The organism is Rhizobium leguminosarum (genome assembly GCF_001679785.1).
Lineage (GTDB): Bacteria > Pseudomonadota > Alphaproteobacteria > Rhizobiales > Rhizobiaceae > Rhizobium > Rhizobium leguminosarum_R.
The window spans coordinates 112879-128878 of the sequence record NZ_CP016289.1 but is presented as its reverse complement, the minus strand read 5'-3'; the positions used below and the strand labels follow the sequence as shown (position 1 = coordinate 128878).

12 protein-coding genes and 1 pseudogene are annotated in these 16000 nt (G+C 56.6%); 6 read left to right on the top strand and 7 right to left on the bottom strand.

Annotated elements, in window-relative coordinates:
• Window positions 1-85: 85 nt before the first annotated feature.
• On the top strand, window positions 86-307 hold the full coding sequence (locus BA011_RS32150; protein ID WP_017992210.1) for a hypothetical protein: 222 nt from the start codon (window positions 86-88) through the stop codon (window positions 305-307).
• A gap of 818 nt (window positions 308-1125) precedes the next feature.
• On the opposite strand, the gene BA011_RS32145 is transcribed toward BA011_RS32150, so the two are convergent.
• The gene (locus tag BA011_RS32145) at window positions 1126-1560 is read right to left on the bottom strand and encodes a hypothetical protein (protein WP_027665692.1); all 435 of its coding nucleotides are present in this window, start codon (window positions 1558-1560) and stop codon (window positions 1126-1128) included.
• Window positions 1561-1654: 94 nt separating this feature from the next.
• Here BA011_RS32145 and BA011_RS32140 point away from each other — a divergent pair.
• A pseudogene (locus tag BA011_RS32140) lies at window positions 1655-2227 on the top strand (GGDEF domain-containing protein); the annotation flags it as partial.
• 182 nt (window positions 2228-2409) lie between these two features.
• On the opposite strand, the gene BA011_RS32135 reads toward BA011_RS32140, so the two are convergent.
• On the bottom strand, window positions 2410-2709 hold the full coding sequence (locus BA011_RS32135; RefSeq protein WP_065283845.1) for a hypothetical protein: 300 nt from the start codon (window positions 2707-2709) through the stop codon (window positions 2410-2412).
• A gap of 547 nt (window positions 2710-3256) precedes the next feature.
• Here BA011_RS32135 and BA011_RS32125 point away from each other — a divergent pair.
• Window positions 3257-4672 (top strand): ATP-binding protein, encoded by a 1416-nt coding sequence (locus BA011_RS32125; protein ID WP_065283843.1) that lies wholly within the window; start codon window positions 3257-3259, stop codon window positions 4670-4672.
• Here BA011_RS32125 and BA011_RS32120 read toward each other — a convergent pair.
• Window positions 4641-5591 (bottom strand): IS481 family transposase, encoded by a 951-nt coding sequence (locus tag BA011_RS32120; RefSeq protein WP_072638367.1) that lies wholly within the window; start codon window positions 5589-5591, stop codon window positions 4641-4643. The genes BA011_RS32125 and BA011_RS32120 overlap by 32 nt on opposite strands.
• A 117-nt stretch (window positions 5592-5708) precedes the next feature.
• Here BA011_RS32120 and BA011_RS32115 point away from each other — a divergent pair, with 117 nt between their 5' ends.
• The 3 genes from BA011_RS32115 (at window position 5709) to BA011_RS32100 (ending at window position 11920) form a co-directional block, all read left to right on the top strand.
• The gene (locus BA011_RS32115) at window positions 5709-6740 is read left to right on the top strand and encodes a hypothetical protein (protein ID WP_065283842.1); all 1032 of its coding nucleotides are present in this window, start codon (window positions 5709-5711) and stop codon (window positions 6738-6740) included.
• A gap of 29 nt (window positions 6741-6769) precedes the next feature.
• Window positions 6770-7917 (top strand): IS3 family transposase gene (locus tag BA011_RS32105; protein ID WP_130718853.1). Its coding sequence is split into 2 segments (ribosomal slippage): window positions 6770-7019 and window positions 7019-7917, totalling 1149 coding nucleotides; the frame shifts between segments, so codons are not numbered across the junction.
• A 4-nt stretch (window positions 7918-7921) separates the two neighbouring features.
• Window positions 7922-11920: a hypothetical protein gene (locus tag BA011_RS32100; RefSeq protein ID WP_186806616.1), complete on the top strand. Its 3999-nt coding sequence runs from the start codon at window positions 7922-7924 to the stop codon at window positions 11918-11920.
• A 103-nt stretch (window positions 11921-12023) separates the two neighbouring features.
• Here BA011_RS32100 and BA011_RS32095 read toward each other — a convergent pair whose 3' ends face one another.
• The 4 genes from BA011_RS32095 to BA011_RS32080 form a co-directional block, all read right to left on the bottom strand.
• Entirely contained in the window at window positions 12024-12953 is a 930-nt protein-coding gene (locus BA011_RS32095) for a DUF6615 family protein (protein WP_065283841.1), read from the bottom strand.
• A 387-nt stretch (window positions 12954-13340) separates the two neighbouring features.
• Entirely contained in the window at window positions 13341-14153 is an 813-nt protein-coding gene (locus BA011_RS32090) for an ABC transporter ATP-binding protein (protein ID WP_065283840.1), read from the bottom strand.
• A complete protein-coding gene (locus BA011_RS32085; protein WP_065283839.1) occupies window positions 14150-15139 on the bottom strand; it encodes an ABC transporter ATP-binding protein in 990 nt (329 codons plus the stop codon). The genes BA011_RS32090 and BA011_RS32085 overlap by 4 nt, the downstream gene beginning before the upstream one ends.
• Before the next feature lies 1 nt (window position 15140).
• Window positions 15141-15998 carry an ABC transporter permease gene (locus tag BA011_RS32080; RefSeq protein ID WP_065283838.1) on the bottom strand — a complete coding sequence of 286 codons (858 nt, stop codon included), beginning with the start codon at window positions 15996-15998 and terminating at the stop codon, window positions 15141-15143.
• Window positions 15999-16000 lie beyond the last annotated feature (2 nt).

The window sequence follows — 16000 nt, the reverse complement described above, 5'->3', positions numbered from 1 at the left end:
TTTCCGCGCGTCGGGTTCCCAAAATTATGGTACTTGAAAGTACCAAAAACTTCCCTATAGTCGGATCCCTTGGGGAAAATCGGCCATGGACTTCGCACTCCTTTTCAACCTGTTCCGGAAGCCCAAGCAGGCCAACGTCACTGACGTCACCCTCTGGCACAAGCACGAGACACTCCTCCCGGTGCCACTCGTCGACGCCGCAGCCCGAAACCCATCGGGACAAATCTGGCGCCGGCTGAACGGTGTGCAATGGGAATATAAGCAGGATCCGGAAACGATTGAGGAATTCGATGCTCGACAGTATTGAGGCTTAAAGCCCTACTGTCGCACGGAACCGACGCCTCTGCATTTGTCCCGTCGGCTGCGGCCCAGCATCATCGTCATGCCTTCCTCCGCGAACAGCGACGATGATATCGGATCGAGCGCCGAGGTTGGTTCGTCGCAAACAGCCAGGCTGTGTTTCTAAAGCGGTCGAAACACTCTCGATGGGCTAGAGCAATTCCAGCAAAAGTGCACAGCGGTTTTGCGTCCGGAATTGCATGAAAACAAAGAGATAGAGCACTTCCGTGATTCGAAGAAAAACGGAAATGCTCTAGTAGCCGCCTATCTCACCGCGAACTGGGCCTATCCCCTGCGGCTGTGCATAGGTTGTGTTGTCCGATCCGCTAGTTGCGCATCCTGCGAGTGTCATGAAGACGATTGCTGCTGCGGCCAAAATGTTTTTCAGACGCACGGCGTTCTCCGATCATGGCAGGCTGCCCAGGCCTCAAGGGCCATGCCGAGGATTTTCCGTTAAATCACCTACAATGGCAAGCGCGTGGTTAGCTGGCGGTAAGTAGCGATACGGCCTCTTCAAGCCTCTGACTGGATAGTCGCTCGGCGAGGCATCTTTCCCCAGCACGCTGACATAGATGTGGGTGCCGCTGGTGAACGCCCTGACGCAAGTCCCTGGGGGGCGCGGTCGGCCAGCGCAGAAAACCTGGTTCCTGCTGACCAGCAGGAACCAACTGCTTCAGAAATCTGCCCCCTCAAAATGTCAGCGATAGTCGATGCCACAGGAGCAACGACCCGACGGGGATCGATGCATCCCCGACCAGCACGTCAGATGGTGGCTCTTAGCCTCAATCAGGCAAACCACGCACGAAGCTGAGCGAAAAACCCGTCTGGTTTGGAACCTGACATCTTCCGCAAACGGCGAGCGACGACTGCCGCGCTGACGCGTTCACCGAAATGGCAGAAGCACACAAGATCATGCAATTGCTCATCGCTGAGTTCGAAGAACCGCTTGGCTTCTCCGTAGCTGTCATTTTCCATTCCTGCCGCCCGCAGCATTGGATCAGCAAACGCAACGGAGATCGGTGTACCGTCATCCCTGAGAGCAAGCCGATCGGCAATCGGCTGATATTCGGTTTCGTGAAGAGTCTTGAGAAACGGTCTGGGGCTGCCTTCGAGACTTTCGGCCCACCGTTCGAGCCGTTCGCGCCGGGTCATTTCAAGGCGCTTGCAGGTCGGGCTGACCGTTGCGATGCTTTTCAACTGGTCTAATGCGTACTGTTCCATTTCGGCCTCCTATCTCCGGAAAAATAGATGGTCCGCCTCCCAATAACAGCGTCGCTCAGGTCGCAGCCGATGTCCAATCACGATTGAAAACGGCACCTGGATGTTGTGCATTGCGAGCGACATCACCAGTTTGCGAGCGCATGGCAGGACTGTCCGGCAAGATCGCGATCAGGCGATCAAGGCATCTTACACCGACGAACTCACGGGTGTCGCCAACCGCCGCTTTGTGATGGCACGCGTCGACGACATGCTGGTAGCCGCTGAGCACGGAAACAACGGATGCCTTGCCGTATTCGACATCGACAATTTCAAACACATCAACGATCGGCTTGGTCACCATGCCGGGGATGTCGTCCTGCGCGATTTTGCGCATCGCATTCATCAGAATGTTCGCCGCAACGATTGTTTTGGTCGGGTCGGCGGAGAAGAGTTCCTTCTCGTGATGCCGGCAACCGGGCCGGAAGACGCCATTGCCATTGTCGAGTGCATGCTGACGGTGATCCGCTTCTCCCGGCCTCTGCCTGAATCTCCCGACTTCAGCTACACCTGTTCTGCTGGCATCGCCGCCTGCGCCCCGTCAGACAGCGCGTCGGACCTTTATCGACGCGCCGATCAAGCACTCTATGCGGCCAAGTTAAGCGGCCGGGACAGGGTGCGCGCGGCGTAGGCGCCTAATGCATGTCGCCCGGAAGTGTGCAGCGGTTCCGGGACAACGACATGCATAAAAACAAAAGGCTATACGGTTGAACCTCAATTTGATCAGGCGACTTCGTCGCGCCGCAGTCGTGGCGGACGGCACTCTGCACCTGTTCGCTGAGGCACGAACCAATGTGATTGGGGCGTGATTTCCTAAATTCCTGACCCGTAAAGCTCCTGGTCATCTTCGCCTTCCCAAGGGGAGGGCATCGAGGTGCGATTGGCCGAGGGCATCGGCATCCAACACTTTAATTCCGGCTCGGCATATTCGATGATGTGCCCGGGCGAGGAATCCGAGGCGCGCCAGCCTTCTGCAGCGAACTGATCGCCGTTCGACCAATAGGCGAGATCAACTTCTGCCGGCCCCTGTTCGGACGGGCGAATCGTGACGAGGATCCGGCTACCGTCTCTCGGTGCGCTTGCCATGTCGCGCCAGCGGTCTGTGTCGTCCATCGTTTTCCTCCTGCCCTCGCTCCAGGTTGCGAGTGTCGCCTCGCCATCGGAAACGGTCAATTGAAACTTTGCGGAACCTATCCTCTATCGATTGAGTATCGATCGCGATGGTTGATCGAGTAAGCCACGTTGGCGTGACAGCTGACAAATTTCGACTTCCATTGGCCTATGGGGCGCCGGGCTCATGTCGGCATCGACCGCTGATGTTTAAGACCAGTTTATTATGACGTACATTCAGGGTGTTGGTGTCATCAAACTAGATCGCCGCCGGTTCAGCTCTGTTCAAGGCGACCGTTACTTCAGGATCTCTCCAAATTCCGCCAACCAGACCATACAGTTGCCTGTGAGTGGTCCCGGTTTGCCGGTCGCTGTCGTTGATCGCAACGCCGGCATCGCGGTCACCGGAACGATCGCGGAGAGGCAGCATCGGAACATGAATACGACGGAAATGCCAATACACTTCAGAGGCGTTGCGCATCTCGACCACAACTACTAACCTTCTGAACGTTTTCGATTTTAGCCTAGCAGAAGGCGGACGCTTATTTACATGGCCGACAGCACCATACGCATCGACACCGTCCGAGCTTCAAGAGCAGGCCACACATTTCACGAGCGCTGGACTGCGCGACGCATTCTTCAATTAGTGTTCCCAAAGGATACCCTTTTCGCCGTTGCTGTAGAGGGCATTTCCCCGGAAGAGCCGAGCTCTCCGGGGAAAGCAGCCGAAGAGGTCGCTGATCTCGTGCTTTACTACGGCAAGGGCGCTACATTCGCATCCTGTGACCGGCTGGAGACTGCTCAGTTCAAATATCAGGTCGATCCTGCGCCAGAAACAGCGTCCTATCTGAAGAAGACGATCGAGAAATTCGGCGATACCCTGAAAGGCTATGAAGAGCAACATTCCGCTAGCGAGGTCGATGCGAAGTTATCTTTTTCTTTCGTTACGAACACCGCTTTCGCAGAGCCGCTATGGAAGGCTATCGAAGCCCTTAAGGCAGGGCTCGACCGCCCTGACGATGAGGCTGGTAGACAGTTCGGATACCTCGATAATTTGTGCCGCACGACAGGCGTCAGCTCACATCGCCTTTTCGCAATGACGGAATTCCGTGCCTCTGAACAGAACCTTCCGGCATTGAGCGGCGCGTTGAAACGAACTCTGACTGATTGGTCGGCGGGTTCGGACAGCACTGCACGAGCAAAATTACATGGCCTTAAGGAACTGGTGATCGGCAAAGCCGGGCCTAGCGGTCAAAGCAACAACCTCATCAAGAAAGAAGATGTTCTCGACGCTTTAGGCTGCGAACCGGAAGATCTCTTTCCAGCCGGCACGCGCTTCGTTCCTGTTGGAGAAGTCGTTGAGCGCTCGCAGCTAGGCACCGTAGTCGATTTGGTTAAAAGCTCGAGTTTGCCCCTTTTTATTCATGCGGATGGAGGCGTGGGTAAGACGGTCTTCATACAGAGCTTGGCATCGAGCCTCGTGGGTGATTTCGAAGTAGTCGTCTTCGACTGCTTCGGCGGTGGCTCCTATCGTTCTGAAGATCAGGCACGCCATTTACCGAAGGTGGGCCTGATCCAAATTGTGAATGAACTCGCCTCGCGCGGCCTATGCGATCCTTTGCTTCCCGGCGATGGTGATCGGATAGCATTGACCAAAGCAGCAAGAAAGCGTTTGGGCCAGGCAGCCAATGCGGTGAAAGAGCAGTCTGCGAAAGGTGGGCTATTGCTCATCCTCGACGCCGCCGATAATGCCCAGCTCGAGGCGGACAATCGTAAAGACGACTCCTTTCCCAAACTTCTTCTGGCATCGCTGGACAGCGAGCCTATAGACGGCGTCAAGCTCGTTTTGACCGCGCGGCCGCATCGGATGGCGGGCGTAACAGGGAGGTCTCGCGTCATGCCCTTCGAGCTCGTTCCTTTCACGGACGAGGAGGCTAGGTGTTTAGTCCCGGCATTTGATGGATAGGATCGATGATGAATCGATCTGGCTCGGAAGTCCACCTTTTGCAGATGAACTCGTAGGGGGTGAGGCCCTTTAGTGTCTTGAGCCTGCGCCCAAAATTGTAGGCGTCGATGAAGTCGGCGAGATGCTTTTTCAGTTGTGCGTGATCGTCGTAGTGGAAGCGCTTGACAGTCGCTTCCTTGATCGTCCGGTTCATCCGCTCGACCTGCCCATTGGTCCATGGGTGCTTAACCTTTGTCAGGCGATGCTCGATCTCGTATTCCTCACAGACTCGGTCGAAGATGTGCTGGAAGGCATTTTGGTCACAGGCCCGGTTGGTGAACTGGATGCCATTATCGGTCAGGATAGTATGGATGGTGTAGGGCACCGCCGCGATCAGGTTGCGCAGGAACTGGGCGGCATTCATCTTGCCAGCTTTGGCATAGAGCTCAGCGAAGGCGAACTTGGACGTGCGATCAATCGCCACGAAGAGATAGAGCTTGCCCTCAGCCGTCTGCACCTCGGCAATATCGACGTGGAAGTAGCCGATCGGGTAGCTTTTGAACTTTTTCTTCGGTTCTTTGTCGCCTTTCACTTCCGGCAGGCGTGAAATGCCGTGGCGCTGCAGACACCTGTGCAGGGACGAACGTGTCAGATGCGGGATCGTCGGTTGAAGGGCATAGAGGCAGTCATCAAGAGGCAGCAATGTATGCCTGCGAAAGGCGACGATGACGGCTTCTTCTTCAAGGGAGAGGATTGTCGAATGCGGGTCCTTCGGGCCTGTCGGAAGATCGGCCAATGATGTCCGTCTCTTCCATTTGGCTATTGTCTTCTGATTGACCCCATACCGCTTTGAAAGCGCTCTCAGGCTCTCTTCACTATTTTGTATTGCTCGACGGATTGCCTCTGTCGTTGTGGCGCTCCCGTGTAGAACCTGGCCCATAGTGCCTCCCTCCATTCTAAGGAAAATAATGCACCATCAAATGCCGGGACTAAACAGCCTAGGCAATTTCTAATAGCCCGCAGGGAAACCCTTTCCGACGTTGAATTTGCATCGGCGATGGCCCGATCGAGGGGCAATGCACGCGTTCTGGCATACCTCCTGGAGACCTGGGAGCAAAATGTTCTCGGTAACACGTCAGCGGATGAAATCACCGTAGAAGAGATCATTGCTCAACGCTGTCAGAAAATCTTCGACGATCTCCATGTCGCTGGTTGGTCAGAGCGGGACGTTCGCGAGTTCTTTGCGGGAATTTCCCTGCTACCCCCACCGATACCGCTTGATGAGCTAGCGAACGCGCTAGGGTGGTCAGATTCGCAGGTTCGTAGCGCAGCGTCCGACCTCGCGCCGATGCTTGAGGTGTCGTCACACGGCGCGATCTTCCGCGACGAGCCGACGGAAACTTACATCCACGAGACCTATTCCAAGTCTGCTGACGCGCAGCAGGCAATAGCGCAACGGCTTCAGGAATCACAAAGCAGTTCGGCTTATGCCGCGGAGGCGTTGCCACATTTCTTGGTGATCATCAACGATAGTGATCGCGCATTCGCGCTCGCCGATTCACAGGACTTTCCCGAGTCGGTGCAATCGGATTTTGGGAAACGCCGTCTGATCCTTGCCCGCCTTGATGCAGCTTTTCGACTAGCCGTGAAATCGGGAAATCTCGACCGTGTTCTCGAACTGACCATGCGGCTGGCACAGGTCGCATCTGCCAATGCAAAAGGCGATCAGTTTGTTCGCCGCTCCGCGGCCCTGGCCGCCATGCTCGGTGGCCGTGATGCCTATCGTCGCTTATTCAACGACCGATCAGGTTGGAGAGGCGCGCGTAGCGCGCGGCTGACAGTGGCGAATTGTTTTGCGGACGAGGCGGACGAAGCTGCGTTGCAGGCGTCTCGCACCATCGGCTGGATCAATTGGCACGTAGAGCAAAGAGAAGACGATCAGCCTAATCCAGATGGGCCAACGGCGTCTGATTTCGCTGCAGTGATTTTCCAGGCGGTTACTGAGGGACAGTACGAAGTCGCGGATCGCAACTTGGCACGCTGGAGCCTGGGCTTTGGCCTGCTGCCGGTTTCATGGACACGAGGTTAAGGTGTTCCTCCTGAAACCGGAGAGCATGAATGCAAAGACGAATATTCAGCCGCGAGTACAAGCTTGAGGCGGTGAAGCTGGTCAGGGAGCGTGGGGTTGCCGTTGCGCAGGCTGCCCGTGATCTTGATGTCCACGAGAATGTGTTGCGCAAATGGGTTCGGGAATACGGCGACGATCCCAGCCAATCCTTTCCTGGAAAAGGGCAAATGAAGCCGGAGCAGCTTGAGATCGAGCGGCTCCGTCGTGAAGTCGCAAAGCTGAAGGCAGAGCGCGATATCCTAAAAAAGGCCGCAGCCTACTTTGCCAGGGACGCGATATGAAGTTCGCGTTCGTTGCAAAGCACCGCTCGATCTGGCCGGTGGCATGGCTCTGTGAAGCGCTGGGAGTTTCTCGTTCAGGTTTCCACGCCTGGTTCAATCGTTCTCCGAGCGAACATGCACGCCATGACGAGGTCCTGCTGGAAAGGATCAAGCAGAGTTTCCAGTCCAGCGACCGCACCTATGGTGCCCGACGGGTCTGGCACGATGTGCTGGAGGAAGGGTTATCCTGTGGCCTCCATCGTATTGAGCGGCTGATGCGCTTGAATGCGCTCAGGGCAAGACCGAGGCGGCGTGGCTTGCCAAAGGATGCCGGTGACCGTGCCGTCATCATGCCTAACGTGCTGGACCGCCAGTTCGTGGCAGACCGTCCGAACCAGAAATGGGTGGCTGACTTCACCTATATCTGGACCGCGGAAGGCTGGCTGTATGTCGCAGCCGTCATCGACCTGTTCTCACGCCGTGTCGTCGGCTGGTCGATGAATGCCAACATGACAGCCCAACTCGTCACAGATGCGCTGATCATGGCGATATGGCGTCGAGGAAAACCAGATGCTCTGCTGCATCACTCCGACCAGGGCAGCCAATATACCAGCGAGCAGTTCCAGCGCCTCATGGGAGATCACGGCATCACCTGCTCGATGAGCCGCTCTGGAAATGTCTGGGACAACGCTGCAATGGAGAGCTTCTTCTCCTCACTGAAAACGGAGAGAACGGCACGGAAGGTTTATCGCACGAGGAATGACGCCAGAGCCGATGTGTTCGATTACATCGAGCGCTTCTACAACCCGAAGCGTCGCCACTCGACACTGGGCTATCTCAGCCCCAATGACTTTGAAACAAAGGTGGGATTAGCTTAACCTCGTGTCCGATAAACCGGCAGCAGGCCACTTCGCTCTCTCGGTCAGCAAGGAAGTGGTGGAGCTCGTGCAGTGGCTCGACCGTTATAATGGTCGGTCCGAGCTTGAGAAGTTGGCAAGATTTGCGGCAAGCAAAACCTGCCAATCATTTGCTTTGAAGATTGCTTTGATTGCGGCGAGCACACGCCTGCCCAAGACAGATGTGGTAGCGATTGCCCGTTCGACTGTAGCGCCCAGCGCCGAGAAGATTACCGAGGACGACAATTTGCTGGAGGGCAGGCGAGAAGGCGAGTCAGATGTTACCCGCGCTACGATCGCGGCATTGCTAGACGGCTCCCAAGCATCTGCACATCGGATCCTCGCAGCAAGCCCACTCATCCGGCCCACAGGTTATGATTATTCTGAGCGTTACGGCAGGTCGCGTGCCTGGCCGCCACTTTTTCGAGTTTGCGTAGGCGCATGGGTGCAGGGTCGGCGCCTAGAGCGCCATGATCTGCTGCCCCGTGAGGTCAAGGTCACCAAGCTGGCAAAAGCAATAGCCAGCAGGGAGGCGTTGATCGACTTTCTAGGCAAGGTCGAAGCGCCCCGTGGAGATCAAGGCACATCTAAGCGTGGCAGGCGAAAACATGCTCCTCGATACGATGAATCCGAGCGTCGGGCGATTTGCGCAGGCATTGAGGTGGTGCTTACGCTGGTGCGCCCTCTCGAAAAGGCGTTCTTGGAGGGGCAGGGAATTTCCAGTCAACATCTTGAAGACTTCACGACTCTATGGAGTTCCCATCTTCACACCGGACATCCGCGCTCGGACGAGCCAAAAGACCTGCTGTCCAGAGCCGTTGGGCTTGGAATTGCCAGGTTGCTGCTGCGCCACGCCGACGAAATATCGATCACCGACGGGGAACGCTTTGTTGAACTGATTTCGAATGCAAGTTTTACCACTGAGCAGAAAACAGAAATACTTGGCCTCTTGGCGGAGCGTCCTGCTTTAAGTGATCTCGCAGGTCGATTTGCGCGCCACGTCGCAGATCATATTAAGTCCGACGACTATATCGAGCAGCGAGGGGAAAGCTATGCTGGTCTCGCTTCATCTCTCGTGCCCATGAGCATGCACGAAGCGGGCGAATATTACCGCCAAGGTCTCGCGGAACTCGATCAGCTGGGCGGCAATGACCACGACCAGATTTATTCGTTGTTGCATTACGCGGCGCAGCAACGCGGCGGTGTGGTTCGTGCTGAACTCGGCCATCGTTTGATGAACCTATGCCAAACGATCGCAAGCAACGAGCCCTCCAAATTTGGATGGAAGTTATTCAGTCGTGCCGCCGCAGCATCTATCGGGCTGCCGGCCGTAAACAAGCTGCTGAGATGGGATGATCAGGATGTCGCCGATTTCTCCTATGGCCTGCCGCAACTCGTCTGCTACCTTGCTAAAAGTGGCGTTCTCGATCCGCGCCGCGCCGCCTTTCTCCTCAGCATTTGCGATGATCAAGGATGGCATGAATGGCGTTTCGGTGATGGATTGGCCGACTTGCTTGCGGTAGCAGATCCGCCTGATCGCCGTATGATCTTCGTTACGATCTTTGAAAAGCTGAAAGAGCAACACACGGAGGCTGGCTGGCCATCCGTGTGGGAAGGCATCCTTGATGTTGATGGCAGCTATCCGGGATTAATGACCGAGGATGAACGGCAAGCGCTTGATGTTCTGAAAAGCGAAGCACTGCGCAAACGCGACGAATATAATAGTCAAAACAGCACCTACGACCTACGGCCCGCAAAGGCACAGCTTGAGGAATCGGAGGTTGCAGCAACTGACCCGATAGAAGACCTTGTTGCCACATGTGATCCGACCTCCCCCGTTGCGATCGACGAGGCCTTGAAGGAGATCAGAGAGCACTCGCTGCCGTACCCATCCATACCGGACTTCCTTGCGAAGCTTCGGGCAAAGTGTCCTTACGATCAGCGGCTCGCATTTTTGATGGCCATCTGTGAAGCTACGGATTTCGAGTTTGACGCTGCAGTCGACCTGATAATCGCCAGCATCAAGGATTGGAGCGATTCGACGGCTCATGTGACCGCTCGCGTGAAGGAGGTGATCAAGTACCTGTTCGAATTCAAGGGATCTGAGCTTTTCGACCTACGATACTCGTCGCTCACGCGTTACGTGAGCCTGCTTGCCGAATTATGCGGCGACCGACACTTCGTGATGAATCTCGTTCTTGAGACGATTGCGCATGAGCGACCTGAACTCGGTGGAGACGAATGGCTCCAGGTGGCTACGAGCCTTTGCGAGCTATCAACGCCACAAGCATCGCTAGAGGCATTGGAAACGTTGCTCTCCGGGCCGTCACTTCGCATTGCCGACGACATTGGGGAAGGGCCGTTTCGGGAAGAATTCCGCACGGCTCACGATCAGCAGGCATTAATCGCCGGTATTGTCTGGCATCTGCTTGGGGACGAAGACGGTTTCATTCGATGGGATCTAGGGCGGGCGATCGAGTCCCTCTGCGATCTGAAGCTCTGGGATGAGATCGGTGTTCTCGTAGACGGCTTCGACCGCACTCAGACTGACGCGTTGGTTTCACCCGATGCCAAGCTTTCGTTTCAAAATTCACAGCAATGGCTCCTGATGGGCCTCTCCCGGGCTACGTTGCTGGAAGGCTCAGGGTTGGACTTTCTTCAATCGAAACTAAAGGCCTTGGTCAAGCGCACCGATGTGCATGTCGTTAATAAGCTTCATCTGTTGCGATGCCTTGAGCATCTTGTCGGGGTGAGCCACACGGATCCAGAGCTGGAAGCAATTCGAACATCGATCACGATACCCCCACACGGGTATGTTGAGGCGACTTATTGGCCTGCGCCTGTTGAATCTCAATCTGGCTTCCGCTTCGATTATGAGTTCGACAAAACTGAGATATCTAGCCTCGCAATGTTGTTCGGTCTATCCAAGGGAGAGGCCATTGACGCCGTAGCGGCCGAAATCAAAAGGCGATGGCCGGAGGCCACTTCGCTTAAATATTTCACTGGCGGAGACCGTTATCGGCGAGACAGTGATGAAAGATATGAATTCTACCGGGAGCATATTCAAAGGCATGCGCTAATCAGTGCCGCGACCACCCTCGTGGGTTTACGCCCCGTCGCCGATCACAGCTATGATGACGAGACGAATACCTCGTGGGCTTCTTGGCTCCGGGACTATGATATTACCTTTGATGACGGCTCCTGGCTTGCCGATCGCAAGGACGTGCCGCCACCTGCGGCGCATTTGTCGTTGCTCGCGAATAGAAAAGGACAGCAGGAAACGCTGCAGGATCAGGCGACCCTCCTGGCAAAGATCGGACTCGCCGATGTAAGCAGTGAAGCACTCGTCCCTATTCAAGGTCATTGGATTTCGCCAGATGGTGTCGATGTCACGATTGTTTCCGCTCTCGCGGCACCTCGCGGCGTGATCAGAGAGTGTGAAAGGTTCTCAAAACGGAAGAACCATGACTTTTGGTTGCCGCAGTATTGGGACGGTGGATATTACGAGCGACGGAATCGGCAGACCAGTCCGTTCGAGCCGTTTGTCTGGTCGCCAGAGGCGTATAGCCTAGGAATTGACACAGGCGATGAGATAGCAGCCCGAGGAGCCGCGGCTAGGCCGCGCCTTGGTATCGAAATCACCAAATCGCTAGGCCTCATGTCCGAGAAGTACTCGGGAGAGTGGCGGGCACAGGAAGGCAGCCTAGCTTTGAAGAGTCTGGTATGGGGGCAATGGAAGCCTACCGAAGAGGACTATAGGACGCATTCTCGGGCTGAGGGGGAAATCCTGTTTGCAGATCCTCTATGGCTCGACGCGACGATGTCGAGACTTAGGAGGCGCCTTGTGTACTCCATTACGTTTTCGAAGTATCCGTCAAGTCGCAAGTACAGCGAACGCACAGGGGCCAAAGCAGTATTTGTGGGGTTAAGAACCGCGGGCTGTGGACTGCGGATTTGGCACGCCAAAAAAGCCTCATCCTTTTGAGCCTGATAGTCCGTCGGCTGGGTGACTCGCATGGCTGCGCCGAGCCCGACGGTGTAACGGCATTAACCAAGCACGGAGATCGGGCGACCGGCGATCATCCATTTCAAATCGCGTCTCCGTCGTCTGAGTGACGCGCGGAAACGAACGTCAGCCTCCACCGATCGAGTGGTTGGGACGACGAATGGGGTATGCGACGCCGCTCGATGACTTCCTGGATGTCTTCCGGTATCGAATGCGATACCTCTGGAACACGGGATACTTTGCTGACTGTTTGACGAGACCCGGATTGGTTTCGCGAGGCTTCGGCAATCGAAACAATCCGCTCGCGCACAGTGATAGGATCGGGGGGAATGGGAGTGCCCGCGACCGGCCGACCGTCCTCATCCCGCGAGATCACAAAAGACATTGTGTCTCCCGAATATGACATCGGCGGCGTGGGGTAAACGCTCGGAGGACAGAAGAGGCTTGAAATGGGTTCCAGGAGTGGCCAGATCGTCCCGACGCTCCGATTTCGCGTTCGTAAAGTCCGGCCTTTTGCCGCTAGAACTAGCCGCTCGACCTCATAGCCGTCGGCGAGGTTCACACCGGCGAAATTGCGCACTCCTTTTGACCGGGCAAGGGCGATCGTCGTCTCTGCGTTGTAGAAAATATAAAGGGGATAGGTCGCCGGAGTAGTTCTAGCGGTGTCGCAGAGTGTTACGGCCTGCAATTTCGATCCCGTTCCTGGCGCGTGATAAAGCTCGCGGTACGCGTGGCGGGACCATATGTCGCCTCCTCCGTACGCTTGTTTGGCCTGCAGAAGGATGCGGAAGAATACGCGCGATCTGAGATCGACGAAGTTCCACTCCATGTCAGCCCCTGTTACGGGCTCGTTTGGAAACTCCACTACAAGCCTGCCTCCAGCCGCTGTGATCAGGCTGCCCATCAATAGATCTGTCACGGTTTCTTCACGGAACCTGCGCTTGAGGGTATGTCCTTGGGCAAGGAATTTGGCGACGAAACCAGGAAACGTATTCGCAAATTGGCAAAGCATCAAAAGTAGTCCGTTCGCTCTGGCTTGAGATAGCTGTCATTCATTTCAGGATCAGGCTCGAGCCGACTGGCATCCAGACTATACGATTCAGTTCTCTGGGTTCTTGCATGATCCTCGTCATCGAATTGGTTTATGCGTGCGCACTGGTCCGCATTAAGATAGAATCGTCTAACAATATGAGGATCTTGTTCTAGTTGTCGATTGTGCGGCTATCTAGCTTGTCCACCGCTTCGCATAGCTTGTTGCGGTCGACCTGCGGGCGCAAGAGCGGGACGACGTCAACAGTTCGATCGTCTGAAATCACCATTGCCATCCTGCGAAGAGAGCCGTCGCCGCGTCCTATAGAGGAAAGCTGTATGTAGCATTCTCCTCATCTTCCCGCACCACTCACACCGCCGCACTAAAATCCGCCGCCAGCACCGCATCCTTCAGCGCCCGCGAATACTCATGCTGCGGATCATCCAGCACGGCTCGCGCCTGTCCTCGCTCGACGATTTCACCCTTGCGCATGATGATGATGTTGTCGCTGATATAATAGGCGGTGGCGAGGTCGTGGGTGATGTAGACGATGGAAAGACCGAGCTCGTTTTTCAGGCGGCCGAAGAGATTGACGATCGCCATGCGCAGCGAGGCGTCGACCATGGAGACCGGTTCATCGGCCACCAGCAGGCGGGGTTGCGGGATCAGCGCGCGGGCGATGGCGACGCGCTGAAGCTGGCCGCCGGAGAGTTCGTGGGGAAACCGGCCTTTCACTTCTTCAAGGGTCAGGCCGACATGGACGAGGGCTGCATCCGCCATCTTCTCCGCCTGCTGCCGGTCCGGCCGTTTTCCCGAGAACGAAAAATTGCGGGCGGTCTCGAAGAGATAACGATCGACACGTTTCAGTGGATTGAAGGCTTCGAAGGGGTTCTGCAGAACCGGCTGGACCTCTTTCATGAAAGCCGTGCGTTCGGCTCTGCTATGGATGGCGACGGTCCTGCCGCTGAATTGAAGCTCGCCTTCCGTCGGTGCGGTCTGGCCGAGGATCATCGCCGCGATCGTCGATTTTCCCGAGCCGGATTCGCCGACGATCGAGAGGATCTCCGGCTCCGCGCCGAGTTCGAAGCTGACGTCCTTGACCGCCGTGATCAGGCGCCGGCCGAGCATGCCGCCCTGGCGGTAGACTTTGGTGACATGCGAGAGGCTAAGAAGAGCGCTCAAACCTGATCTCCCGTAACGGCAAAACACGCCACCCGCCGCCCCGGCTCGACGGTGACGAGCGGCGGAACCTTCTGCGAGCAGATCTCCATGCGCTTCGGACAGCGCGGGTGGAACCGGCAGCCCTCCGGGGGCATGGCGAGGTTCGGCGGACGCCCCTCCAGCGAAGGGCGGGCCGTCGCGTCGCCGATGCGCGGCAGGCTGCCGACGAGGTGCTGCGTATAGGGGTGGAGCGGTTTGCTGAATAGCTTGGGGGTCGGCGCTTCCTCGACGAGACGCCCGGCATAGACGATGCCGATGCGGTCGGAGACCGTCGCGTGAACCCCCATGTCATGGGTGACGAACAGGAAGGACGAGCCCATCTCGCGCTGGATTTCGCGGATCATCGAGAGCACGTCGCGCTGAACGATCACGTCGAGCGCGGTCGTCGGTTCGTCGGCGATGATGAATTCCGGCGTCAGGATCGTCGCCAGCGCAATGGTCATGCGCTGGCGCATGCCGCCTGACAGCTCGTGGGGATAGGCATCGAGCAGATGGGGATCGAGCTTCAGCCGCTGCAGATGGGTGGCGACCCTTTCGAAAAAGACCGGGCCGCTGACCTTCATGTGGCGAAAGGCGAAATCGGTGAAGGAATGACGGATCCGGCGCACCGGATTGAGCACATTCATCGAGCCCTGCATGATATAGGACAGATGCTTCCAGCGCAGCGCCAGCCGATCCTCCGGCTTCATCGCGTAGATATCCTGGGTGCCGCCGTCGAAATGGAATGTCACTTTTCCCGACACGACCCGCAGCGGCGGCCGGATCGCGCCGGCAATGGTCTTGATCAGGGTGGTTTTTCCGCTGCTCGATTCACCGGCAACGCCATAGACCTCGCCGCGGGCAATCGTCAGGCTGATATCATCAACGGCGCGCACCTCGCGATCGACGCCAAAGAGGAAGGCACGGTAATAGGCTTTCAGATTCTCAATTTCGACCAAAGGATCCATACTAACTTCCCATCCGGTTCAGCCGGCTGCGCGGATCATTGTATTCGTTCATCGACATGGACAGCAGGAAGAGTGCCAGGAAGAGGACGACGATGACGGCGACGGGGGCGGCCACCCACCACCATATGCCCGATATCAGCGCCGAATGCGCATTGGCCCAATAGATCATCATGCCCATGGTCGGCGTCTCGATATCGGTGAAGCCCAGCACCGACAGGGTGATCTCCATGCCGATCGACCAGATCATGTTGTTCATCGTGGTGGCAAAGACGATCGGCAGAACATAGGGCAGGTGCTCCTCGATGAGGATCTTGCGCATGCTCATGCCGGAATAGACGCTCTGGGTGGTGAAGGATCTCGTCTTCAGGCTGATCGCCACCGAACGGATGAGGCGTGCGTCGTAGGACCAGCCGAGCGAGGCCATGATGAGGATCAGCGCCGTCCAGGTCATGCTGTCCTTCAGCACGAAGTAGAAAAGGATCAGCAGCGGGAATTGCGGGATGACCATGACGCTGTCGTTGATGGCCATCAGCACCCTGTCGACCGCGCCTCCGGCATAGCCGGCGACGAGGCCGACGACCAGCGAGATGATGCGTGAAATGAAGGCGACGCCGATGCCGAAAAACAGGGTGTTCCTGAGCGCGGTCGTCAATTGCCAGAAAACGTCCTGGCCGCGCGACGTCGTGCCGAGCCAATATTCGCCATCGGGCGGCATATCGGGCGGCAGAAGATAGATGTCGGTCGCGCTGTAAGGCGAGAAATACGACACCACTATCAATCCAACGATGACGGCAAAGAGCAGCAGGCCGCAGAGGAATTCCATATTCTGGCGCGCAAGGTCGCGGACGATCGTAAACATGC

What these genes read in the sequence shown, in the direction of transcription:
- BA011_RS32120 (WP_072638367.1), bottom strand. Translation starts at nt 5,591, where the DNA reads ATGGGCCAGGTTCTACACGGGAGCGCCACAACGACAGAGGCAATCCGT.
- BA011_RS32085 (WP_065283839.1), bottom strand. Translation starts at nt 15,139, where the DNA reads ATGGATCCTTTGGTCGAAATTGAGAATCTGAAAGCCTATTACCGTGCC.
- BA011_RS32135 (WP_065283845.1), bottom strand. Translation starts at nt 2,709, where the DNA reads ATGGACGACACAGACCGCTGGCGCGACATGGCAAGCGCACCGAGAGAC.
- BA011_RS32125 (WP_065283843.1), top strand. Translation starts at nt 3,257, where the DNA reads ATGGCCGACAGCACCATACGCATCGACACCGTCCGAGCTTCAAGAGCA.
- BA011_RS32115 (WP_065283842.1), top strand. Translation starts at nt 5,709, where the DNA reads ATGGCCCGATCGAGGGGCAATGCACGCGTTCTGGCATACCTCCTGGAG.
- BA011_RS32080 (WP_065283838.1), bottom strand. Translation starts at nt 15,998, where the DNA reads ATGTTTACGATCGTCCGCGACCTTGCGCGCCAGAATATGGAATTCCTC.
- BA011_RS32150 (WP_017992210.1), top strand. Translation starts at nt 86, where the DNA reads ATGGACTTCGCACTCCTTTTCAACCTGTTCCGGAAGCCCAAGCAGGCC.
- BA011_RS32145 (WP_027665692.1), bottom strand. Translation starts at nt 1,560, where the DNA reads ATGGAACAGTACGCATTAGACCAGTTGAAAAGCATCGCAACGGTCAGC.
- BA011_RS32095 (WP_065283841.1), bottom strand. Translation starts at nt 12,953, where the DNA reads ATGCTTTGCCAATTTGCGAATACGTTTCCTGGTTTCGTCGCCAAATTC.